At 66.5% G+C, this 23815-nt stretch carries 17 protein-coding genes; 13 read left to right on the top strand and 4 right to left on the bottom strand.

Going from position 1 to position 23815, the window contains the following annotated elements; all coding sequences use genetic code 11:
• Nucleotides 1-30: 30 nt before the first annotated feature.
• The 5 genes from scpA to ACOTSS_RS08340 are packed head-to-tail and all read left to right on the top strand — an operon-like array spanning nucleotide 31 to nucleotide 6677.
• On the top strand, nucleotides 31-2178 hold the full coding sequence (gene scpA, locus ACOTSS_RS08320) for a methylmalonyl-CoA mutase (RefSeq protein WP_448691025.1): 2148 nt from the start codon (nucleotides 31-33) through the stop codon (nucleotides 2176-2178).
• On the top strand, nucleotides 2175-3455 hold the full coding sequence (locus ACOTSS_RS08325; protein WP_448691026.1) for an O-acetylhomoserine aminocarboxypropyltransferase: 1281 nt from the start codon (nucleotides 2175-2177) through the stop codon (nucleotides 3453-3455). The genes scpA and ACOTSS_RS08325 overlap by 4 nt, the downstream gene beginning before the upstream one ends.
• Nucleotides 3452-4450, top strand: coding sequence for a biotin synthase BioB (gene bioB, locus ACOTSS_RS08330; protein WP_448691027.1), 999 nt, complete (start codon nucleotides 3452-3454; stop codon nucleotides 4448-4450). The genes ACOTSS_RS08325 and bioB overlap by 4 nt, the downstream gene beginning before the upstream one ends.
• Nucleotides 4447-4656 (top strand): hypothetical protein, encoded by a 210-nt coding sequence (locus ACOTSS_RS08335; RefSeq protein ID WP_448691028.1) that lies wholly within the window; start codon nucleotides 4447-4449, stop codon nucleotides 4654-4656. The genes bioB and ACOTSS_RS08335 overlap by 4 nt, the downstream gene beginning before the upstream one ends.
• The gene (locus tag ACOTSS_RS08340) at nucleotides 4656-6677 is read left to right on the top strand and encodes an ATP-binding protein (protein ID WP_448691029.1); all 2022 of its coding nucleotides are present in this window, start codon (nucleotides 4656-4658) and stop codon (nucleotides 6675-6677) included. Before ACOTSS_RS08335 ends, ACOTSS_RS08340 begins: the two co-directional genes overlap by 1 nt.
• A gap of 105 nt (nucleotides 6678-6782) precedes the next feature.
• On the opposite strand, the gene ACOTSS_RS08345 is transcribed toward ACOTSS_RS08340, so the two are convergent.
• Entirely contained in the window at nucleotides 6783-8174 is a 1392-nt protein-coding gene (locus ACOTSS_RS08345) for a peptide MFS transporter (RefSeq protein ID WP_448691030.1), read from the bottom strand.
• Nucleotides 8175-8410: 236 nt separating this feature from the next.
• Nucleotides 8411-9178, bottom strand: coding sequence for a cyclase family protein (locus tag ACOTSS_RS08350; RefSeq protein WP_448691031.1), 768 nt, complete (start codon nucleotides 9176-9178; stop codon nucleotides 8411-8413).
• A 184-nt stretch (nucleotides 9179-9362) separates the two neighbouring features.
• On the opposite strand from ACOTSS_RS08350, the gene ACOTSS_RS08355 reads away from it, so the two are divergent.
• Nucleotides 9363-10970: an MFS transporter gene (locus ACOTSS_RS08355; RefSeq protein WP_448691032.1), complete on the top strand. Its 1608-nt coding sequence runs from the start codon at nucleotides 9363-9365 to the stop codon at nucleotides 10968-10970.
• Between the two features lie 45 nt (nucleotides 10971-11015).
• The gene (gene alr / locus ACOTSS_RS08360; RefSeq protein WP_448691033.1) at nucleotides 11016-12059 is read left to right on the top strand and encodes an alanine racemase; all 1044 of its coding nucleotides are present in this window, start codon (nucleotides 11016-11018) and stop codon (nucleotides 12057-12059) included.
• Here alr and ACOTSS_RS08365 read toward each other — a convergent pair.
• Nucleotides 12056-15154 carry a TonB-dependent receptor domain-containing protein gene (locus tag ACOTSS_RS08365; RefSeq protein ID WP_448691034.1) on the bottom strand — a complete coding sequence of 1033 codons (3099 nt, stop codon included), beginning with the start codon at nucleotides 15152-15154 and terminating at the stop codon, nucleotides 12056-12058. The genes alr and ACOTSS_RS08365 overlap by 4 nt on opposite strands.
• Before the next feature lie 162 nt (nucleotides 15155-15316).
• Here ACOTSS_RS08365 and phaR point away from each other — a divergent pair, with 162 nt between their 5' ends.
• The 4 genes from phaR to ACOTSS_RS08385 are packed head-to-tail and all read left to right on the top strand — an operon-like array spanning nucleotide 15317 to nucleotide 20264.
• Entirely contained in the window at nucleotides 15317-15856 is a 540-nt protein-coding gene (gene phaR / locus ACOTSS_RS08370; protein WP_448691035.1) for a polyhydroxyalkanoate synthesis repressor PhaR, read from the top strand.
• Between the two features lie 41 nt (nucleotides 15857-15897).
• Nucleotides 15898-17424, top strand: a complete 1527-nt coding sequence (locus ACOTSS_RS08375) for an aminoacyl--tRNA ligase-related protein (RefSeq protein ID WP_448691036.1) — start codon at nucleotides 15898-15900, stop codon at nucleotides 17422-17424.
• An 11-nt stretch (nucleotides 17425-17435) separates the two neighbouring features.
• On the top strand, nucleotides 17436-17918 hold the full coding sequence (locus ACOTSS_RS08380) for a GNAT family N-acetyltransferase (RefSeq protein ID WP_448691037.1): 483 nt from the start codon (nucleotides 17436-17438) through the stop codon (nucleotides 17916-17918).
• Nucleotides 17919-17945: 27 nt separating this feature from the next.
• Nucleotides 17946-20264: a ribonuclease R family protein gene (locus tag ACOTSS_RS08385; RefSeq protein ID WP_448691038.1), complete on the top strand. Its 2319-nt coding sequence runs from the start codon at nucleotides 17946-17948 to the stop codon at nucleotides 20262-20264.
• Nucleotides 20265-20373: 109 nt separating this feature from the next.
• Here ACOTSS_RS08385 and ACOTSS_RS08390 read toward each other — a convergent pair whose 3' ends face one another.
• Complete coding sequence (locus tag ACOTSS_RS08390; protein WP_448691039.1) at nucleotides 20374-21156, bottom strand: helix-turn-helix domain-containing protein; 783 nt, start codon at nucleotides 21154-21156, stop codon at nucleotides 20374-20376.
• A gap of 119 nt (nucleotides 21157-21275) precedes the next feature.
• Between ACOTSS_RS08390 and ACOTSS_RS08395 the strand changes: the two genes are divergently transcribed.
• Nucleotides 21276-21671, top strand: a complete 396-nt coding sequence (locus ACOTSS_RS08395; protein ID WP_448691040.1) for a hypothetical protein — start codon at nucleotides 21276-21278, stop codon at nucleotides 21669-21671.
• 139 nt (nucleotides 21672-21810) lie between these two features.
• Complete coding sequence (locus ACOTSS_RS08400) at nucleotides 21811-23760, top strand: CocE/NonD family hydrolase (protein ID WP_448691041.1); 1950 nt, start codon at nucleotides 21811-21813, stop codon at nucleotides 23758-23760.
• Nucleotides 23761-23815 lie beyond the last annotated feature (55 nt).

Here is a 23815-nt window from a genome sequence, read left to right on the forward strand (position 1 = left end):
GCATGACGAAAAGTAGAGAATGAGGCCGTTATGACCGACAAACCCAACCTCGACCAATGGGCCGCCGCCGCCGACAAGGAGGTGAAGGGCAAGGATCTGACCTGGCACACGCCCGAAGGGATTGCGGTCAAGCCGCTCTACACTGCCGAGGACGTGGCGGTCGACCCCGGCCTCCCCGGTTTCGCGCCCTTCACCCGCGGCGTGCGCGCGTCGATGTACACGGGCCGCCCTTGGACGATCCGGCAATATGCGGGCTTCTCGACCGCCGAGGAATCGAACGCCTTCTATCGCCGCAACCTCGCCGCGGGGCAGAAGGGCCTTTCGGTCGCCTTCGACCTTGCGACGCATCGCGGCTACGACAGCGACCACCCGCGCGTCGTCGGCGACGTCGGCAAGGCGGGCGTGGCGATCGACAGCGTCGAGGACATGAAGATATTGTTCGACGGCATCCCGCTCGACCAGATGTCGGTCAGCATGACGATGAACGGCGCCGTCATTCCGATCCTCGCCTTCTTCATCGTCGCGGGCGAGGAGCAGGGGGTGGCGCGGTCGCTGCTCGACGGCACCATCCAGAACGACATTTTGAAGGAGTTCATGGTCCGCAACACCTATATCTATCCGCCCGAGCCCTCGATGCGGATCATCAGCGATATCTTCGGCTACACATCGCGGGAGATGCCGAAGTTCAACAGCATCTCGATCTCCGGCTATCATATGCAGGAGGCGGGGGCGACGCAGGTGCAGGAGCTGGCCTTCACCATCGCCGACGGCATCGAATATGTGAAATATGGCGTCGCCAGCGGCCTCGACATCGACAAGTTCGCCGGGCGGCTGTCCTTCTTTTTCGCCATCGGCATGAATTTCTTCATGGAGGCGGCGAAGCTGCGCGCGGCGCGCGTTCTTTGGCACCGTGCGATGACGAAGCTCGGCGCGCGGTCCGAACGCTCGAAGATGCTGCGCACCCATTGCCAGACGTCGGGCGTGTCGCTGACCGAGCAGGACCCCTATAACAATGTCGTCCGCACGACGATCGAGGCGATGGCGGCGATGCTCGGCGGGACGCAGAGCCTTCACACCAACGCGCTCGACGAGGCGATCGCGCTGCCGACCGACTTCTCGGCGCGGATCGCGCGCAACACCCAGATCATCATCCAGGAAGAGACCGGCATGACCAATGTCGTCGATCCCCTGGGCGGCAGCTATTATGTCGAGGCGCTGACGCAGGAACTGGTCGACGCGGCGCAGGCGATCATCGACCGCGTCGAGGCGGAGGGCGGCATGGCGAAGGCGGTCGCGGCGGGCTGGCCCAAGGCGATGATCGAGGAGGCAGCCGCGGCACGGCAGGCGCGGGTCGACCGCGGCGACGACGTGATCGTCGGGGTCAACAAATACCGCCTGAAGGACGAGGACCTGCTCGAAACGCTCGAGGTCGACAACGCGAAGGTACGCGAAGGCCAGATCGCGCGGATCAATCGGATCAAGGCGAGCCGCGACGAGGCGGCGTGCCGCGCGGCGCTCGATGCGCTGCGCGGGGCGGCGGCGTCGCCGCAGTCGATTGAAACCAACCTGCTCGCCCACGCGGTCGAAGCGGCGCGCGCGCGCGCGACGCTCGGCGAGATTTCCTCGGCGATGGAGGAAGCCTTCGACCGCTATGCGACGGTGCCGACCCCGGTGAAGGGCGTCTATGCCGCGCCCTATCAGGACGACAGCCGCTGGGCGCAGGTCGTCGACGGGGTGAAGGCGGTCGAGCGCCGGCTGGGCCGCGCGCCGAAGCTGCTGATCGCCAAGATGGGGCAGGACGGTCACGACCGCGGTGCCAACGTCATCGCCTCGGCCTTCAGCGACATGGGGTTCGACGTGGTGTCGGGGCCGCTGTTCCAGACGCCGGAGGAGACGGTGGTGCTCGCGCTCGACAGCGGCGTCGACGCGGTCGGCGCGTCGAGCCTCGCGGCGGGACACAAGACGCTGATCCCCGAGCTGATCAAGGGGCTGAAGGAAGCCGGGCGCGGCGACATCAAGGTCATCGCGGGCGGCGTCATTCCGCCGCAGGACTATGATTATCTGCGCGACGCCGGGGTGCAGGGCATCTATGGCCCCGGCTCCAACGTGGTCGAATGCGCCGCCGACGTGCTGCGCCTGCTCGGCCACAATATGCCGCCATTGGAGGATGCCGCATGACCGGACACAAACCCGAAACGCTGACCGTCCACGCCGGGACCGCACCCGACCCGACGACCAAGGCGCGGATCACGCCGATCTATCAGACCTCCTCCTATGTCTTCGACAGCGTCGAGCATGCCTCGCGCCTGTTCAACCTCGAAGAGTTCGGGAACATCTACACCCGGATCATGAACCCGACCAACGGCGCGCTCGAGGGCAAGATCGCGGCGCTCGAAGGCGGGCAGGCGGCGCTCGCGGTGGCATCGGGCCACGCCGCGCAATTCCTGGCGTTCCACACGCTGATGGAGCCGGGCTGCGAGATCGTCGCGGCGCGCAAGCTCTATGGCGGGTCGCAGAACCAGCTCGGCCAGAGCTTTCGCAAGATGGCGTGGACGACGCATTTCGTCGATGCCGACGATGCCGGCAACGTCGCCGCGGCGATCAACGAGAACACCCGCGCGGTGTTCATCGAAAGCCTCGCCAACCCCGGCGGGGTCGTGCAGGACATCGAGGCGATCGCGAAGGTCGCGCATGAGGCCGGCGTGCCGCTGATCGTCGACAACACGATGGCGACGCCGATGCTGTGCCGCCCGATCGAGCATGGCGCCGATATCGTCGTCCATTCGACAACCAAGTTTTTGAACGGCCACGGCAATGCGATCGGCGGGGTGATCGTCGATGCGGGGTCGTTCGACTGGGCGAAGGGCGGCAAATATCCGACGCTCAGCGAGCCCAACGCCTCCTATCACGGGATCAAGTTCACCGAGGCGTTCGGTCCGCTGGCTTTCATCCTCGCCGCGCGGACGCTGGGGCTGCGCGACCTGGGGCCGGCGCTCGCGCCGATGAACGCCTTCCTCGCGCTGACCGGCATGGAAACGCTGGCGCTGCGGATGGAGCGGCATTGCAGCAACGCGCTGGCGCTCGCCAAGTGGCTGCGCGCGCATCCCAAGATCGATTGGGTGTCCTATGCCGGGCTGGAGGACGATCCTTACCATCCGCTCGCGCAGCGCTATCTCGGGGGCAAGGGCGGGGCGGTGTTCACCTTCGGGCTCAAGGGCGGCTATGACGCGGGCGTCGCGCTGGTGTCGTCGGTCAAGATGTTCAGCCATCTCGCCAATCTCGGCGACACGCGCTCGCTGATCATCCATCCCGCCTCGACCACGCACAGCCAATTGTCCGAGGCCGAGCTCGTCGAAACCGGCGCGGGCCCCGACGTGGTGCGCGTGTCGGTGGGGATCGAGCATATCGACGACATCATCGCCGATCTGGCGCAGGCATTGGAGAGCATCGCATGACCGAGACCCGCAACGACTGGACTCGCGAGGAAATCGCCGAGCTGTTCGACCTGCCGTTCGATGAGCTGATGTGGGAGGCGCAGGGCGTCCACCGCCGCCATCATGCGCGTGGGCAAGTGCAGCTTTGCACTTTGCTCAGCATCAAGACCGGCGGCTGCGCCGAGGATTGCGGCTATTGCTCGCAGTCGGCGCACGCCGACACGGGGCTCAAGGCGACCAAGCTGATGGACGTGCGCGCGGTGTTGCAGGCGGCGGCCGAGGCGAAGGATGCGGGCTCGCAGCGCTTCTGCATGGGCGCGGCATGGCGTAACCCCAAGGACCGCGACATGCCCGCGATCGTCGAGATGATCGAGGGCGTGCGGCAGATGGGCATGGAAACCTGCATGACGCTGGGGATGCTCACCAAGGAGCAGGCGCAGACGCTCGCGGTCGCGGGGCTCGACTATTATAACCACAATATCGACACGAGCCCGGAGAATTACGAGAATATCATCTCGACGCGCACCTTCCAGGACCGGCTCGACACGCTGGAGGAGGTGCGCGCGGCGGGGATCAACGTCTGCTCGGGTGGCATCGTCGGCATGGGCGAGACGCGGTCTGACAGGGTTGGCTTCATCCACGCGCTCGCGACGCTCGAACGCCATCCCGAAAGCGTGCCGGTCAACGCGCTGATCCCGATCAAGGGCACGGTGCTGGGCGACATGCTCGCGGACACGCCCCTTGCGGAGATCGACGACATCGAATTCGTCCGCACCGTCGCGGTCGCCCGCATCACCATGCCGAAATCGATGGTCCGCCTGTCGGCGGGCCGCGAAAGCATGTCGGAGGCCACGCAAGCGCTCTGCTTCATGGCGGGCGCGAACAGCATCTTCACCGGCGACAAGCTGCTCACCACCGGCAACCGCGGCGACAGCGCCGACGCGGCGCTGTTCGCGAAGCTGGGGCTGCGGCCGATGGAGAGCGAAGAGCCGATGCGGATGGAGGCGGCGGAGTGACCGCAAAACGCGTCACTTCTTTTCTACTGGCCCTGCTGGCGATCGTTTTTTGGCTTTCGGTTGGCATCTACTTCAGTACCGGCGCGATCGCGATTGGATTGAAAGCGGTAGGGCTGGATTCACGCTGGGCGGCTCTAGGCGGGCTGTCGATAATTCTCGCTGGAATATTCCTGTCACTTTGGACGCTTCGGCGCTGGAGCAAATAATGTTCAAGAAAATCCTGATCGCCAACCGCGGCGAAATCGCCTGCCGCGTCATCAAGACCGCGCGCCGCATGGGCATCGCGACTGTCGCCGTCTATTCGGACGCCGACGCGCGCGCGCCCTTCGTGCGGATGGCCGACGAGGCGGTGCATATCGGGCCGTCACCCGCGTCCGAATCCTATCTGATCGCCGACAGGATCATCGCGGCGTGCAAGGCGACGGGCGCCGAGGCGGTGCATCCGGGCTATGGCTTTCTGTCGGAGCGCACCAGCTTCGCCGAGGCGCTGGCCAAGGAAAATATCGCCTTCATCGGCCCGCCGGTGAACGCGATCGCCGCGATGGGCGACAAGATCGAGTCGAAGAAGCTCGCCAAGGAAGCGGGCGTCAACGTCGTCCCCGGCTTCGTCGGCGAGATCCGCGACACCGAGCATGCCGTCGAGATTTCGAACGAGATCGGCTATCCGGTGATGATGAAGGCCAGCGCCGGCGGCGGCGGCAAGGGGATGCGCCTCGCCTATGACGAGAAGGACGTCCGCGAGGGCTTCGAGAGCGTCAAGCGCGAGGGGCTCAACAGCTTCGGCGACGACCGCGTGTTCATCGAGAAATTCATCCTCAACCCGCGGCACATCGAAATCCAGATCCTCGGCGACCAGCACGGCAACACGCTCTACCTCAACGAGCGCGAATGCTCGATCCAGCGCCGCCACCAGAAGGTGGTCGAGGAAGCGCCATCGCCCTTCGTCACCGAAAAGATGCGGAAAGCGATGGGTGAACAGTGCGTCGCGCTGTCGAAGGCGGTCGGCTATTACTCCGCGGGCACGGTCGAGCTGATCGTCTCGGGCGCCGACCCGACGGGCGAGAGCTTCTATTTCCTCGAAATGAACACGCGGCTTCAGGTCGAGCATCCGGTGACCGAGGCGATCACCGGCATCGATCTGGTCGAGCAGATGATCCGCGTCGCGGCGGGCGAGAAGCTCGAATTGACGCAGGATGACATCAAGATCGACGGCTGGTCGATCGAGAACCGCGTCTATGCCGAGGACCCCTATCGCGGCTTCCTGCCCTCGACCGGACGGCTGACGCGCTACAAGCCGCCGGTGCCGGGCTGGACCGACGACGGCGCGGAGAACGGGCGGCGCGGGGTCGATGGCGTGCGCGTCGACGACGGCGTCTATGACGGCGGCGAGGTGTCGATCTTCTACGACCCGATGATCGCCAAGCTGATCACCTGGGGCAAGACGCGCGACGAGGCGGCGGACCTGCAGGTCGCGGCGCTCGACCGCTTCGAGCTCGAAGGGCTCGGCCATAATATCGATTTCGTCTCGGCGATCATGCAGCATCCGCGCTTCCGCTCGGGCGAGCTGACGACGGGCTTCATCGCCGAGGAATATCCCGAGGGCTTCCACGGCGCGCCGGCCGACGAGGCGGTGACGCGCGCGCTGGCGGCCATCGCGGGCTTCATGGCGAGCGCCGAGGCCGACCGCGCGCGGCGCACCGACGGCCAGCTCGGCGACCGGCTCGACCCGCCCGCCAAGTGGCAGGTGACGATCGGCGGCGCGAGCCACAAGGTGAAGCTCGGACACAAGCATATCAAGGTCGACGGCGAGAAGGTTGACATTGCGCTCGAATATACGCCGGGCGACAGACTCGTCGTCGCGGAGATCGACGACAGCGAACTGGCCGTAAAAGTCGCTAAAACGCGCACCGGATGGCGCATGACGACGCGCGGGCGCATCCACGACGTGCGCGTCCTGCCGTGGCACGTCGCGCCGCTGACCGCGCACATGATCGAGAAGATTCCGCCCGATCTCTCGAAATTCCTCATCTGCCCGATGCCCGGCCTGCTCGTCGCGCTGCATGTGGGCGAGGGCGACGCCGTCGAGGCGGGCCAGCCGCTCGCGACGGTCGAGGCGATGAAGATGGAAAACATCCTCCGCGCCGAAAAATCGGGGACGGTGAAGACGGTCAACGCGGCGCAGGGCGACAGCCTGGCGGTCGACGCGGTGATATTGGAGATGGAATAACTCTTTTCGTCATTGCGAGGAGCGAAGCGACGAAGCAATCGCCAGCCATCGTCCTGCACGGACGCGAGCTGGGGATTGCTTCGCTTCGCTCGCAATGACGGGAATTTATGCGGTCGCCGCTTCCGTTCCCATCAGCCGCTTCGCGAGGAACAGCTTGAACAGCAGGAAGGCGACGAGGCCGACCGCCGCCGTGCCGACGTGGACCAGCCAGAAGCTCGTCGTCGGCATCGACGAATACCAGCCCCCGACGGTGCCGACGATGTAGTTGGCGGCGAAGAAGGCGAGATAATAGATGCCGATGATCGTCGCGTTGAGCCGCGCGGGTGCGAGGCGGCTGAACAGCGCGAGGCTGACCGGCAGGATATGCGCGAAGCCGATGCTGTTGAACAAATGGAACATCAGCGGCCAGAACAATCCGATCTTGCCGTCGCCCTGCGTTGCTGCCGCCATGACGAGACACAGCCCGCCGGCGATGGTGAAAAAGCTGCCGATGACCATCTTGCCGAGTTCGTCGGGCTCGCGCCATTTGCGGCCATACCAGGCATAGAAGGCGGTGACCGCGACGAGCATCGAAAAGCTCATCCCCGCGTCGATCGAGATCATCCAGCCCGTCGGGATCGTCGCCCCGAAGAAGCTAAGCTGAAAATGCTGGTCGGCCCAGACGAGATAGGCGTTGAAAATCTGCTGGTTGGTGAGGAGCGATATCGCCAACGCGGGGACAAGCAGTATCACCGCGGCGATGCGAAGCCAGTCCTGCCGGCTGAGCGGCGCGCTTGGCTTTGCCTCGGCCGCCGCCTTCGACGGCCGATTATCCTTCGGCAGCCACGGTCCCGCCATGATGTAGAGGATGAGGCCGATCACCATCACGATCCCGGCGGTGCCGAAGCCCCAGTGCCAGCTCACCTTCTCTCCGAGCGTGCTGGAGATCAGCGGCGCGATGATCACGCTGACGTTGATCGCGATGTAGAAGATCTGGAACGCCATTGCGCGGCGGATGTCGTCGGGCTTGTAGAGTTCGCCGACCTGGCTCGCGATATTGCCCTTGAACAGCCCGACCCCGACGATCAGCGCGAGCAGCGCGAAGAGGAAGCTGCCCTCGAACGCCATCAGGAAATGGCCGAGCGCCATGACGAGCCCGCCCGCGATCAGCGTTGCGCGGCGCCCGAGCCAGCGGTCGGCGATCAGCCCGCCGACGATCGGGGTCAGATAGACGAGCGCGGTATAATCGCCGAAGATGCGCGAGGCGAGCGGCTGGCCGTCGAGCCCGTAGAAGTTCTTGACCCAGTCGAGCCCGATCACCCCGCCCGCATGCTCGGGCAGCAGCAGGTAATTGACCATGTAGAGCACGAGCAAGGTCTGCATCGAATAATAGGAAAAGCGCTCGCATCCCTCGACGAAGGCAAGATAGCCGAGGCCCTTGGGGTGGCCGAGGAAGGCGCGGTCGGCATGTTCGACGGTATCGACGCCGATTTCGGGCGTCGCCTCGGCTGCGGTCATGCTTGGTCCTCCCCCGGTCCGTTTTCTTGTTGGGCGCGACGCTAACGTTTCAAATGCAACTTTCCAGTGGCAATCGACGAACGGCGGGTGGCGGCACTGGCCGTGTGCGAGCGATAACAGCCGTCGCCCCCGCGAAGGCGGGGGCCGCTAGCGCCCTGCCGATGGCGGCCCCGCCTTCGCGGGGGCGACGGTTTATTGGACGTGTACGCTCCCCCCCTAAAAACCTCGGCTCGTGCTCAATCCACCAGCGCCACTGCCCGGATCCACCCCGCGCTCGCGCGCTCGATCTTCACCGGGAAGCAGCTCAGCGTCCAGCCGGTCGCGGGCAGGGCGGCGAGGTTGGTGAGCTTCTCGATCTGGTAATAGGGCTTGATGCGCCCCGCCTTGTGCCCCTCCCAGATGATCGACGGGTCGCGTGTCTCCGCCCAGCGCTTCGCGGTGTGGCTGAATGGCGCGTCCCAGCTCCATGCGTCGGTGCCGACCACCTTGACGCCGCGCGTCGTCAGGTAGAGCGTCGCTTCCGCGCCCATGCCGCAGCCCTGGTCGGTGAAATTGTCGGTGCCGTAGACCGCGCCCGACTGGACGAGGACGATGTCGAAGGGCTGAAGTGCATGCCCGATGCGCGCGAGTTCGGCCTCGACCTCGGCGGCGCTCACGACATGGCCGGCGGGCCGGTCCGAGAAATCGAGCTTCACGCCGGGGCGGAAGAAGAGGTCGAGCGGCGCTTCGTCGATGCTCGGCGCGGCGCTCGCGCCGCTGTCGGTCGTCGAATGAAAATGCCACGGCGCGTCCATATGGGTGCCGTTATGGGTCGAGAGGGTGATGCTCTCGACCGCCCAGCCTTCGCCGTCGGGAAGGTCGTCCCGGGTCAGGCCGGGGAAGAACATCGCGATCTGTTCCCACGTATTTTCATGGGTCATGTAGGTGATCTGCGGGCGCATCACCGGCGGGTCGGACACGACATGATTGGTGATCGGGATCGAGAGATCGATGAAGCGGGTCATACGGTCGATGCTGCCCCCACGCGCCTGCTTGTGCAAGGCGGAACAGCGGTTATGACGGAGGGCGATAACAGAATATGCCGTTTGCCCTGAGCTTGTCGAAGGGCGGCCCTTTTTCTTCCCGCCCAAAGGAAGAACGGTCCTTCGACAAGCTCAGGACGAACGGCCTTGGGGGAACACCGGATTTATGAGCGAAGTCGCCGCCTATCAGCCGACCGCGAAGGATATCCGCATGGTCATCGCCGCCTCGTCGGCGGGGACGATCTTCGAATGGTATGATTTCTTCATCTACGGCACGCTCGCGGCGATCATCGGCAAGACCTTCTTCCCCAGCGACAATGCGACGCTCGAGGTGCTGCTCGTCTGGGCCGGCTTCGCGGTCGGGTTCGGTTTCCGGCCGCTGGGCGCCGTGCTGTTCGGCTTTCTCGGCGACCGGCTGGGGCGCAAATATACCTTTCTGATCACCGTCACGCTGATGGGCATCGCGACCGCCGGGGTCGGCATGATCCCCTCGGCCGAGGCGATCGGCATCGCAGCGCCGATCATCGTCATTGGGCTGCGCATCCTGCAGGGGCTCGCGCTCGGCGGCGAATATGGCGGCGCGGCCATTTACGTGGCCGAGCATTCGCCGCCCGAAAAGCGCGGCTATTACACCAGCTTCATCCAGGCGAGCGTCGTCGGCGGCTTCGTGCTGAGTCTGATCGTCGTCCTGTCGTGCAAGGCGGCGATGTCCGACGATCTGTGGAACGCCTGGGGCTGGCGCGTGCCATTTCTGCTGTCGCTGCTGCTGCTCGCCATTTCGCTGTGGATGCGATTGAAGCTGTCCGAAAGCCCGGTGTTTCAGGCGATGAAGGCCGAGGGCGAGATCGCGCGCAATCCGCTGAAGGAAAGCTTTACCTACCCCGGTAATCCGCGCCGCATCTTCGTCGCGATGATCGGCATCGCCGCCGGGCTGACGGTGATCTGGTATACCGCGATGTTCTCGGGCCTGTCCTTCCTCAAGGGGCCGATGAAGGTCGACGACACCGCGGCGGAGATCATCGTCGGCGTGGCGGCGGCGCTCGGCATGGCTTTCTTCGTGATCGCGGGGAGGCTGTCGGACCGCATCGGGCGCAAGAAGCCGATCGTCTGGGGCTATGGCGTTACGCTGGTCCTGCTCTTCCCGCTCTTCTGGTGGATTGGCAGCGTCGCCAATCCGGGCCTTGAGGCGGCGGCGGCGCGCGCGCCGGTCGTCGTGACGGGCTCGAAGTGCAGCTTCGATCCCTTCGCCAAGCAGCAGGCGACCGCCTGCGGCAAGACGCTCGGCGAACTGACCCAATTGGGCGTGCCGTACAAGGTGGTCGCGAGCGGCGGCGGGTTCGACAGCGTCACGATCCACATCGGCGGGCGCGAGGTTGCAAGCGAGGATCCCGCGCTGCTCCGGCCCGCGCTGGAGGCGATGGGCTACAGCTTCGAAAAGCAGATACCGAGCGTGCTGGGTATCGCGGTGATCCTGCTCGCGCTGCTCGGGCTCAGCGCGCTGTCGGGCTTCACCTACGGCCCCGTCGCCGCGCTGCTCTCGGAGATGTTTCCGCCGCACGTCCGCTACTCGTCATTGTCGATTCCCTATCATCTGGGAACCGGCTATTTCGGCGGCTTCCTGCCGCTGATCGCGAGCTTCATCGTCGCCAAGACGGGCAATGCCTATGCCGGGCTCTGGTATACGTGGGGCGTGGTGCTCGCCGCTTTTCTGGTCACCGCTTTCCTGCTCGAGGAACCGGTCGAAGAGCAGTGGGACAAGCCGTCCGTCACCTGACGCTCGGGCATTGGCGCGGCGGCCGATCGCGGCTAGGTGCGGGCCATGATCGACATCGCTTCCCCCCTCCGCCTTCGCCTCGATTCCGCTGCGCTGATCCACAACTGGCGCTGGCTTGCGCTAGCGGGCGGTGCGGAGGCCGGGGCGGCGATCAAGGCCGATGGCTATGGGCTCGGCGCGCGCGCGGTGATGCATCGGCTGGCGGCCGCGGGCTGCCGCTTTTTCTTCGTCGCGACCTGGGCCGAGGCGGCGGCGCTGATGCCGCTACCGGCGGGCGTCTCGCTGTCGGTGTTCCACGGGGTCGGCGAGGCGGACATGCTTGCCGCGCGCACCTTGCCCGTGCGCCCGGTGCTGATCAGCGTCGAACAGGTCGCGCGCTGGCGTGCGGGCGGGGAGGGGCGGCCGTGCGACGTGATGGTCGACACGGGGATGAACCGGCTCGGCCTGCGCGCCGAGGAGGCGCTGGACGGCGCGCTCGACGGGCTCGTCATCGAAACGCTGCTGAGCCACCTTGCCTCGGCGGACGAGGAGAGTCCGCAGAGCGCGCAACAACTCGCAGCGTTCGCGGCGATCCGCGATGCCGTCCCCGCCCGGCGCTATAGCCTCGCGAACAGCGCGGGCATCTGCCTCGGTCCCGACTATGGCTTCGACCTGACGCGCCCCGGCCTCGCGCTCTACGGCGGGATTCCGCGCGCCGAGGCCGGAGGGCCTATCCGCCAGGTCGCCTTTCCCGAGGCGCGGGTGCTGCAGATTCGCGACGTTCCGGCGGGCGAAGCGGTCGGTTACGGCGCGACCTGGACGGCGCAGCGCGACACCCGCGTCGCGGTCGCCAACATGGGCTATGCCGACGGCTATCTGCGCTGCCACGCCGGCGCTGGCGGCGCGACATGGGAGGGCCGTGCGTTGCCGCTGATCGGGCGCGTGTCGATGGACCTGATCGCCTTCGACGCGAGCGGCGCGCCGGGGCTCGCCGAGGGCGACTGGCTGACGCTCGACTATGACCTGCCCATGGCCGCCGCGCGCAGCGGCCTGTCGCAATATGAGCTGCTCACCGGCCTCGGCGCGCGTTTCGAACGTTATTGGATCTAGAAGCTCGCGCTCGCCCCCAGCCGCGCGTAGCGGCCGAGCACGCCGTTGAAATAGGTCGTGGTGCCGCCCGTCGCGGGATAGGGATAGGGCGGCTGGCGGTCGAAGACATTGTCGACCGCGAAGCGCAGCATGAAGCGATCGTCGACGCGGACGCTGGCGCCGAGGTTGACGAACGCGATCGCCGGGACCCGGTCGAGCCCGTCGGGGTAGAAATTCGCCGCGGCCTGCGGGTTGATCCGCGCCTTGCCGATATAGTTGACCTGCGCGAACAGGCCGAAACCGGCGGTGCTGTAATCGAGCGTCGCCAGCGCCTGATGCTTCGCATAGCCTATCATCCCGTCGAGCCGCACCCGCTGCGACGCGGCGTCGGCGAGCGTGCTGAGCTCGTCGATATATTGATAGGAAAGGTTGAGCCCGACCGAGTGCGCGCCGCCGCCGAGCGGCAGGCGATAGTCGAGCGCCGCGAGATAGCCCTTGTAGCGCTGGTCGGCGAGGTTCAGATATTGCACCTCGACGAAACTGAGCTGCCCATCGGGGCCGCGCGTGAAACGCGCGCAGTCGGCCGCGTTTGCGAAATCGGACGAATCGTAGCAGTTGGCGACGATGCTGCTCGCGCCGCCGTTGCTGATCGCGTCCTTCAGGTGGATGTCGACATAATCGACGCTCGCGCGCAGCCGCGGCGCGAAGCGCGGTTCGAGGACAAGTCCGATCGTCCAGCTGTTCGCCTTTTCGTTGGCGAGGTCAGGGTTGCCTTCGATCGCTTGCGCGAAGGTGCGGCTGTTCGACAGCGACTGGAAATTGGCGGGCAGGCCGTCGGCGGCGCAATTCGCCTGGCGCGTCGCGGGGTCGGGGCCGTTGCCGCGGTTCGCGGCATCGCACGGGTCGGTGGCGAAGCCGAAATAGCTGCTCGACGGATTGAACATCTCGGTGATCGCGGGTGCGCGGATCGCGCGGGTGAAATTGCCGCGCACGACCAGATCGGGGACGATCCCCAGCCGCCCGCCTAGCGTCCATGTCCAGTCGCCGCCGGCGAGGCTGTGGTCGACGTAGCGCGCCGCACCCTTGACCTCGAGCAGGTCGATCGGCGCGCCGCTCGCGGGCGAAAGGATCGGCGCGAAGAACTCGGCCGAAAATTCGCTGGTATCGAACTTGCCATAGACCGGCAGCACCGGCGTCGCGCGGCCGTAGCCGATGCGGTCGTTCGCCGGATCGCCGTCGCCATTGGCGTCGGTCAGCGGATCGGGGTCGTCGGCGCCATGGAAGAAGGCGCCGGGGTCGAAATCCTGCGATTCGGCGCGATGCTCGTAACCGAAGGCGACCGCAAAATCACCGCCGGGCAGCACGAAGAGCGGGCCGGTCAGGGATGCGGTGACCTGCTTCTGCTTGTTGAGCGACACCGGCGTCGCGATCGCGGTGACATAGTCGAGCGCCGCCTGCGAACTGCGCCCGGTGCCGAAGAGGTCGAGCGGCGCGCAGGCCGCGCTCACCGTTGCGATCGGCGCATTCACCGCGCCGGGACGGCAGACGATATCATTGCCGTCGCGAACCGCATCGACCGCGTTGAGGAAATTCTGCTGCACCAGTTCGCGCGAGCGGCTCGTCGTTTTCGAGCGGCCGACATTGCCCGCGACCTCCCAGTCCCAGCGCCCCGCGGCGAAGTCGAACGCCCCCGACAGGCCCGCGACGAAGCGCATCACCTCGACCTCGCCGGTCGATTCACCGGTGGTGAGATCGCTGTTGGCGCGGGCGAGGTAGAAATAATTTTGCGGAAAGCCGCCCAAATTCTGATCGGAGAGCGGGTTGGCGTTGATCGCGGCGACGATCGCTGCGCGCGCCTCGGGCGACAGATAGGGGTTGTCGATGCTGACGACGATATTGCCGTCGGGCGATCCCCCCGGCCCGGCGAGGCCGGTGTTGAACACCGGCTGGCTGCGCAGATTGCGGCCCTTGCTGTTTGCATACCAGGCTTCGCCGAACAGGCGCACCGTGTCGGACAGGTCGTAGCGCGCGAGCGCGACGCCGCTATAGCCCCGCGTCGAAGCAAGCAGGTTGGTCGAGGGCGCCGCGCTGAAGCCGTTGCCGCCCTCGAAATCGACCCCGAAGGTGCCGGGTGCGCCGGCATAGCGGCCGAAATCGATCGCGGTCAGCCCGCCATTGCCGTCGAAGCGGAGCTGGCTGCCGTTCGCGTCGCTGACCCCGAAGTGGAATCCCGGAAAGCCGAAGGTCGCGACCTGCTGTTCGACGCTCAGCGGGATGCCGTCGCCGACGAGCGGGATGCCGGCCTCGGACACCGCGGGCAGGCGGCGGTCGCCATAAAGCTCCTGCAGAAAGGGCGAAGCGGGATCGCTGGCGTTGCCGAAGAAGCCGCCCTGCGCGAAAAAGGCGCGGTCGGCGCCGGTCAGCCCGGCGGCGCGGCTATATTCGCCTGCGACGGTGATGTTGCCGCGGCCATCGGCGAAATTGTGGCCCGCGAGCGCGCGGACGCGCTGGCTCGCGGCGTCGCCGCGGCTCGACACGCCCGCCTGGCCGTCGATCTCGAACCCGTCGAAGTCGCGCTTGAGGACAATGTTCACGGTGCCCGCGATCGCGTCGGCGCCATAGATCGGTGCGCCGCCCACCGCGATCGTTTCGACGCGGTCGACCAGCTTTGTCGGGATGATGTTGAGGTCGACCTGGCTCCCCGCACCCGTCGGGCCGAAGATCGAGGCGGTGTTCGACGACACGAAGCGGCGGCCGTCGACGAGGGTGAGGGTGCGCTGCGAGCCGAGACCAAGGAAATTGACGAAGCTCTGCCCCTGGGCCAGCGGCGATTGCTCGCCGATCGGCGTGGCGCCGGGGGTGCCGAAAGCGGGCTGCTCCTTGAGCGCCTGGCCGAGCGAATCGAAGCCGCGCATCTCGATCGCGTCAGAGGAGACGACCAGCGCCGGCTCGACCGTCTCGAAGCGCGGGCGCGCGATGCGCGATCCGGTGACGATGATCGCATCGGCGTCGCACGCGGCGTCGTCGGCGGGGCAGGGCGGGGCGTCCTGCGCCTGCGCGGCGCTAGCGGTCAGCGCGAAAAGGGCGGCGCTCAGAAGAAGGCGCGTCTTGGTCATGTGAAACTCCGTGCCGCGGGGGATCGGTCGGCGGCGGGCGGAAACTATCGCTTAATGGTCAACAAGCCGTGAACCATAGCGGGACGGCGGCGCGCGCCATGTTGCGACGCATCATAATTTGGTGCTAATGCGACGGCAGGCAATCAAGGAGCGCGGGTCAGCATGGCGAAGGCAAAGACGGCAGCGGACGGCGATGTCGTCACCATCAAGAAATACGCCAACCGGCGCCTCTATGATACCGAGCGCAGCTGCTACATCACGCTCGACGACCTCGGCGCGATGGTGCGCGACGGCCGCGATTTCCGCGTCGTCGATGCCAAGAGTGGCGAGGACATCACCCACAATGTCCTGACCCAGATCATCATGGACACCGAAACGCGCGGCGAGACGCTGCTCCCCGTCAATTTCCTGCGCCACCTGATCGGCCTTTACGGCGACAAGATGCAGTCGGCGGTGCCGCAATATCTCGAAGCGTCGATGGCGGCGTTCCGCAAGAACCAGCAGGAGGTCCGCGCGGCGTTCGAAGGCGCGCTCGGCGCGAACCCGCTCGCCGAATTGACGCGCCGCAATTTCGAGATCTTCAGCCAGGCGGCGGGCGCCTTCATGCCAGGTGCCGCGGGCGGCAAGGCGAAGGATGCTGAAATCGCCGCGCTGAAGGACGAGATCGCCGCGCTCAAGGCCGAACTCGCCAAAAAGAAATAATCCGGGGCCCTCTCCCGCCCCCCAGCACAGAAATAGGACAGATGATCAAGCATGCGCTCAGCGTAACCCGTCAGGCCGACTTCGCGGCCTGGTATCAGGATGTCATTGCCGAAGCCGACCTCGCCGAGGAATCGGGCGTGCGCGGCTGCATGGTCATCAAGCCGTGGGGCTATGGCATTTGGGAACGCATCCAGACGGTGATGGACGCCGCGATCAAGGACGCGGGGGTCCAGAACGCCTATTTCCCGCTCTTCATCCCCTTGAGCTTCTTTGAAAAGGAAGCCGACCATGTCGATGGTTTCGCAAAGGAAATGGCGGTCGTCACGCACCACCGGCTGATCGCCGACGGCAAGGGCAAGCTCGTTCCCGATCCCGAGGCGAAGCTGGAGGAGCCGCTGATCGTCCGTCCGACCTCGGAAACGGTGATCGGATCGGCGATGAGCCGCTGGGTGCAGAGCTGGCGCGACCTGCCGCTGAAGGTCAACCAGTGGGCCAATGTCGTGCGCTGGGAAATGCGGACGCGCATGTTCCTGCGCACCAGCGAATTCCTGTGGCAGGAGGGCCATACCGCGCACGCCGACAAGGACGACGCGATGGCGGAGACGCTGCGCGCGCTCGAAATGTACCGCGCCTTCGCCGAGGATGTGCTCGCCATGCCGGTGATCGCGGGCGAGAAGCCCGAGCATGAGCGTTTTCCGGGCGCCGTCGCTACCTATTCGATCGAGGCGATGATGCAGGACGGCAAGGCGCTCCAGGCCGGCACCTCGCACTATCTCGGCACCGGCTTCGCCGAGGCGGCGGGCATCCGCTATCAGGACAGGGAGGGCGGTCACAGCCTTTGTCACACGACGAGCTGGGGCACCTCGACCCGGATGATCGGCGGCGTCATCATGACGCATGGCGACGACGACGGGCTGCGCTGCCCGCCGCGCATCGCGCCGCACCAGATCGTCATCGTCCCGATGCTGCGCGACAATGACGAGGACGCCGCGATCCTCGACTATTGCCGCAGCCTCGAAGCCGAACTGAAGGCGCTCGATGCGTTCCGCGAACCGGTGCGCGTGCTGCTCGACGCAACCGCCAACAAGGCGCAGACCAAGCGCTGGGGCTGGGTCAAGAAAGGCGCTCCGATCATCGTCGAGATCGGCCCGCGCGACGTCGCGGGCGGCAATGTCGCGGTGATCCGCCGCGATCGGCTTTATCAGGAGAGCGGCAAGCTCGACACCGCGTTCGTCGCGAAAGGCGAGTTCGTCGCGGGCGCGGTGGCGATGCTCGAAGACATCCAGGCCAGCCTCCATGCCGAGGCCAAGGCGAGGCTCGATGGCAATATCCGCCGCGATGTCACGGATCTGGCTGCGCATTTCTCGGGCGACGACAAATTCGTCGGCTGGGTCGAGGTGCAATGGTCGCGCCCGACCGGCGCGGTGCTCGACGGAATTGTCGAGCGGCTGAAGACGCTCAAGCTGACGATGCGCAACACCCCGCTGGACGGCGCGCCCGTCGACGGCGCCTGCTTCTTCACCGGCGAGCCGGCGGTCGAGCGCGTGCTGATCGGGCGGACCTACTGAGTTCAGGCGACGTGGCCGACGGCGTCCTCATCACCCGGGCGCTGGCGGAGGCGGATGTCGCGGCGGTCGCGGGCCTGTTCGCCGACTATGCCGCTTCGCTCGACATCGACCTCGATTATCAGGGTTTCGCGGGCGAGCTCGCCGCGCTGCCGGGGGCCTATGCGCCCCCGCACGGGTTGCTGCTGCTCGCGCGCGGCGGCGACGGCACGGCGCTTGGCTGCGTCGCCTGCCGCCCGCTCGCAGAGCCGGGGGCTTGCGAGATGAAGCGGCTGTTCGTCGCCCCGGCGGGACGCGGATTGGGCCTTGGCCGAAGGCTCGTGCGCCGGTTGGTCGCCGACGCCACGGCGCTCGGCTATCATGAAATGCGGCTCGACACGTTGGCGACGATGGGCGCGGCGCAGGCGCTTTATCTGGCCGAAGGATTTGCGCCGATGGCGCCCTATTACGATACGCCGGTGCCCGATACGGTCTTCCTGCGGCGCGCTCTCGCCTAATCGGGCATTTGCCCCTATTGCGGCGCGATGCCTTCATCCAAGAAACCCGCGCGCAAAGCCGACAAGCCGATCCCCGCAGGCCTCCCGAGCCGCGAGCAGGTCCTCCGCTTCATCGAAGACAGTTCGTCGGCGGTCGGCAAGCGCGAAATCGCCAAGCATTTCGCGCTGCGCGGCGCCGACAAGATCGCGCTGAAGGCGCTGCTCAAGGACATGACCGACGAGGGGCTCGTCGACCTGGCTCCGGGCCGCGCCTTCCACAAGCATGGCGGCCTGCCGCGCGTCACCGTGCTGCGCGTCGCGGCGGTCGAGGGCGATACCGTCTGGGCGGTGCCCGAACGCTGGGAAGGATCGGCCCCGCCGCCGCGCCTTCGCGTCATGGAAAAAGGCCGGCGCAGCGCCCTGGGCCTCGGCGACCGCATCCTCGCGCGCACCGAAGAGCGCGGCAGCGGCCATGTCGCGCACCCGATGAAGCGGCTGCAGGCGGGCGGGGAGACGATCATCGGCGTCCTCGTCGCCGACACCGGCCCCGGCGGCAAGCCGATCACTTGGCTGCGCCCCGCCGACAAGCGTGCGCGCTTCGATTTCGCCGTTTCTGACATGGGCGATGCCGACATCGGCGACCTCGTCCGCGCCGAACTGTCGGGCCGCGGCCCGGCGACGAAGGCACGGGTGGTCGAGCGGATCGGCGATCCCTTCGCGCCGCGCTCGCTGAGCATGATCGCGATCGCCAAGCATGAAATCCCGCATGTCTTCGGCGAGGAGACGCTCGCCGAGGCTGAACGCGCGGCGAAGCTGCCGCTGACGCCTGATGGGCGCGAAGATTTGCGCGGCCTGCCGATCGTCGCGATCGACCCCGCCGACGCGCGCGACCATGACGATGCGGTCTGGGCGGCTCCCGACGAGGATCCCGGCAACAAGGGCGGCTGGCGCGCGATCGTCGCGATCGCCGACGTCAGCTATTATGTGCGCGCCGACGGCGCGCTCGACCGCGAGGCGCGGCGGCGCGGCAACAGCGTCTATTTCCCCGACCGCGTCGTTCCGATGCTGCCCGAAACCCTCTCGGCGGGCGTCTGCTCGCTGAAGGCGGGCGAGGACCGCGCGGCGATGGCGTGTCATCTCACTATCGACCGGCACGGCAAGGTGACGTCATGGCGTTTCACCCGCGCGCTGGTGCGGCTACGCGCGAACATCGCCTATGAGCGCGCGCAGGCGGCCTTCGATGCCGATGCGCCCGACGAGGGATGGGATGCCGACGTTCTTCCGTCGCTCCGGAATCTCTGGGGCTGCTGGGCGCTGCTCGCGAAGGCGCGCGCCGCGCGGGCGCCGCTCGACCTCGACCTGCCCGAGCGGCAGGTGATCCTCGACGACAAGGGCGGCATCGCCGAAATCCGCGTGCGCGAGCGGCTCGACGCGCATCGGCTGATCGAGGATTATATGATCGCCGCGAACGTCGCCGCGGCGAAGGCGCTCGAAGCGAAAAAGTCGCCCGTCATGTACCGCATCCACGAGCCGCCGAGCCGCGAGAAGCTCGTCAGCTTGAAGGATTATCTCGAAACGTTCGAGCAGAGCTTCGCGCTCGGGCAGGTCATCACCCCCGCGGTGTTCAACCGCCTGATCGACGGCTTTTCGGGCGATGACCGGCTTCCCGAGATCATGGAGGCGATCCTGCGCAGCCAGACGCAGGCCTATTACGGCCCCGCCAACGCGGGTCATTTCGGGCTCGCGCTCGGTTCCTACGCGCATTTCACCTCGCCGATCCGTCGCTATGCCGACCTGATCGTTCACCGCGCACTTGTCGACAGCTACCGCCTCGAAGTCCCTGGAAAGCCAAAAAATCTTCCCGAGCGCACCGGGCTCGGCGAAGCCGACCGCAAGGGGCTGTCGCGCATCGGCGAGACGATCAGCGCCCTCGAACGTCGCGCGATGGAGGCCGAGCGCGAGACGATCGACCGCTATGTCGCCGCCTATCTGGCGGGCAAGGTCGGCGAGATCGTGCCGGCGCGGATCACCGGGGTGCAACCGTTCGGCTTTTTCGCGACCGTCGACGGGCTCGGCGGCGACGGGCTGGTGCCGGTGTCGACGCTGGGCAGCGAGCGCTTCTTCTATGACGAGGCGGCGCGGACGCTCGACAGCGAGCATGGGCGGGTGAGCTACAGCATCGGCCAGCGGCTCGACCTGCGGCTGATGGAGGCGAATCCGGTCAGCGGCGCGCTGCGCTTCGAACTGCCCGACGCGCCCGAGGGCGGGCCGGCGAAACGCCCGCCGCGGAGGGACGGGAAGGGCAAGCATATGGTCGGCAAGCGCGGGCGGCCGGGGAATATCCGGCATCAGGGACGACGGCGATAAACCCAGCCCTGTCATTGCGAGGAGCGAAGCGACGCGGCAATCTCCAGGCACCGGCCTTGATCGAGGTCGATGGCTGGAGATTGCTTCGCTTCGCTCGCAATGACGCGATCTAGAATTTCTGCAGTCTCCGCAGCAACGCCGCGCTTTCCGCATCCGCTGGAAAAAACGCCTCGATCGCAAGCTCGGACAAGGTGATGTCGACCGGTGTCCCAAAGATCGTCACGGTCGAGACGAAGCAGATGCGTCCGGCGATCGTGTCGAGGATCAACGGCACCGCGATGCTGCTGACGGCGCCGGCGTCATTGTCGTTGGCCTGTGCGGCGTAGCCCGCGAGTTCCTCGCGTAGCGCGATCAGGCCGCTGTCGGCGCTCGCCTCGATCTGGAGGTCGAGCCGGTGCAGGATATGCGCGCGCCACTCGCCATGATTGACGATCTGCGGGGCGAGCCCGTCGGGGTGGAGCGCGATGCGCAGCACATTGGCGGGCGGGGTCAGCAGTTCGGGCGCGACCTGTTCGATGAGGATCGCGATCGCGTCATTCGCCGCGACCATGTTCCAATGCCGGTCGACCGCGAGCGCGGGGTAGGGCTCGTGCCCCTTCAGAACATGCTCGACGATCGCCTTCATCCCGGCCATTTCGGGGCTGTCGAGCGGACGCTCGGGATAATCGGGGGCATAGCCCGCGGCGAGGAGAAGCGCGTTGCGCGCGCGGTGCGGCACCTCGAGCCGGTCGGCGATGCGCTGCAGCATCGCCGCGCTCGGCCTCGACCGGCCGGTCTCGATGAAGCTCAGGTGCCGCGTCGACATATCGGTTTCGAGCGCGAGGTCCATCTGGCTCATCCGGCGGCGTGTGCGCCATTCGCGAAGTTGCTCGCCGAGTGGTGCGACCTGCATCCCGTCTCTCCTTCGCGGCCGGATTAGCCCGGACCCGTTCCGGTTTCCATTACCTCGCGCGTAATCGACTTGCCGCGTTCCGGGGTTCAGTTGGGCCGGGTTCGAAAGGAGACTTCACCATGCCGAATCCCAATCTCAAGACCATCCTGACCCTCGACGCGGTCACCTGCACCGCGATGTTCCTGCTCTGCGTTCTGGCCGCCGCGACGGTCGCGGCGCTGCTCGGACTTCCCGCCGGCGTGGTGACCGCGGCGGGCTGGATCTGCCTTGCGGCCGCCATGCCGATGCTGATCGTGGCGATGCAGCGGGCGCCGAGCCGGGGGCTTACGAAGCTGATCGCGGTCGGCAATCTCGGCTGGGTCGCGGCGAGCCTTGCGGTGCTGGCGATCTTCGCCGGGCAGATGACGTGGTTCGGTATCGCGGTCACGCTGGTGCAGGCGCTGGTGGTATTGGAGTTTGCGCTGCTCGAGGCGAAGGGCGCCGCCGCGCTGCCGCGTGCCGCCGCCACCGCCTGACTTCCCGATCCGGCTTTTGGCGGAGCGGCCGCGCGCCGCTCCGTCTTTTTTTGCGCAAGATCGTTACGCCCAAAGGTTGCAATGCTTCGCCCGCGGGGCCAAGGTCCGCGCCTGCCAAATCGATAATAAGGGGGTTCGCATGGTCCGCTCGTTCCTGTTCGTCACTCTGTCGGCCTTTGCGCTGACCAGCGCATCGGTCACCGGCGCGGTCGAGACCGCGGCGCCGAAATCGGCGCCGGTCACCAGCGACATCCCCGACAAATTCGTGATTCCGGAGCAGAATGCGGACTATGACAAGCGCGTCGAGATGATCCCGATGCGCGACGGCACCAAACTCTACACCGTCATCGTCGTGCCCAAGGGGGCGAAGAACGCGCCGATCGTGCTGACACGCACGCCCTATAACGCCAAGGGCCGCGCGAACCGCAAGGACAGCCCGAGCATGCTGTCGACGCTGCCGCTCTCCGACGAGATTTTCGTGAAGGACGGCTATATCCGCGTCTATCAGGACATCCGCGGCAAATACGGGTCGGAGGGCGACTATATCGTCAACCGCCCGCCGGTCGGCCCGCTCAATCCGACCAAGGTCGATCACACCACCGATGCGTGGGACACGATCGACTGGCTGGTGAACAAGAAGAACCTGCCCGAATCGAACGGCCGCGTCGGGATGATCGGCTCATCCTACGAGGGTTTCACCGTCGTCATGGCGCTGCTCAATCCGCACCCGGCGCTGAAGGTCGCGGCGCCCGAGAGCCCGATGATCGACGGCTGGATGGGCGACGACTGGTTCCACCACGGCGCCTTCCGCCTCGCCAATATCGCGTGGATCGGCGGCCAGACCGGCTACAAGGGCGAGGGCAAGGTGCCCTCGACCGGCGGCTATGACGATTACAACAATTTCCGCACCGGATCGGCGAACGACTGGGCGAAAAAGGTCGGCTACGACCAGCTGCCCTTCTGGCAGAAAATGTTGAAGCATGTCGCCTATGACGAGTTCTGGCAGCAGCAGGCGCTCGACAAGCTGGTCGCCGCGAACCCCTCGAACGTCCCGACGCTGTGGGAACAGGGGCTGTGGGATCAGGAGGATATGTACGGCGCGATCATGAGCTGGGAGGCGCTGAAGGCGAAAGGGAAGATGGGCAACAATTTCCTCGTCATGGGCCCGTGGCGTCACAGCCAGATCAACCGCGAAGGGCGCTCGCTCGGTCCGTTCGAATGGGACGGCGACACCGCGGCGCAGTTCCGCAAGGATATGGTCCTGCCGCTCTTCAACCAGTATCTGAAGGACGGCCCGCCCGCGAACCTGCCCGCCGCCGCGATCTACAACACCGGCAAAAATCACTGGGACCGCTTCACGACCTGGCCGCTCGCCTGCCAGAGCGGGTGCCAGGCGCCGCTCACCCCGATCTATGTCGGGCCCGAGGGCAGCCTTGGTTTCGGCAAACCGGCGGCAAGCGTCACCAGCTATATCTCCGATCCGGCGAAGCCCGTGCCGCATCTGTCGCGCCCGGTGAACTTCGGCGACGGGCGCTGGGGCGACTGGCTGGTCAGCGACCAGCGCCACGTCGACGGCCGCCCCGACGTGCTGACCTATCAGACCGGGGTGCTGACCGAGCCGGTGCGCGTGTCGGGCGCGCCGATGGCGAACATCTTCGCGCAGATCACCGGTTCGGACGTCGATTTCATCGTCAAGGTGATCGACGTCTATCCGGCCGAGGTGGCGACCGATCCGAAGATGGGCGGCTATCAGCTCGCGATCAGCCAGGACATCTTCCGCGGCCGCTATCGCGACAGCTTTTCGAACCCGACCGCGATCCCCTCTGGCGTCACCCAGGCGTATAAATTCCGCCTGCCGACGGTGAACCATGTGTTCCAGCCGGGGCACCGCATCATGGTGCAGATCCAGTCGAGCCAGTTTCCGCTCTACGACCGCAACCCGCAGACCTTCGTCCCCAACATCTTCCTCGCCAAACCCGAGGACTATAAGAAGCAGGAAGTGACGATCCTGCAGGGCGGCGACACGGCGAGCGGCGTGCTGCTGCCGGTGGTGCCGGTCGACCAGTCGGCGGCGCTGGCGGGGCGGTAAAGGAATCCCTCGCCCTGGATGGGGGAGGCAGCGGGCCCCGGATCAAGTCCGGGGC

It is taken from the genome of Sphingopyxis sp. NJF-3 (assembly GCF_053514865.1).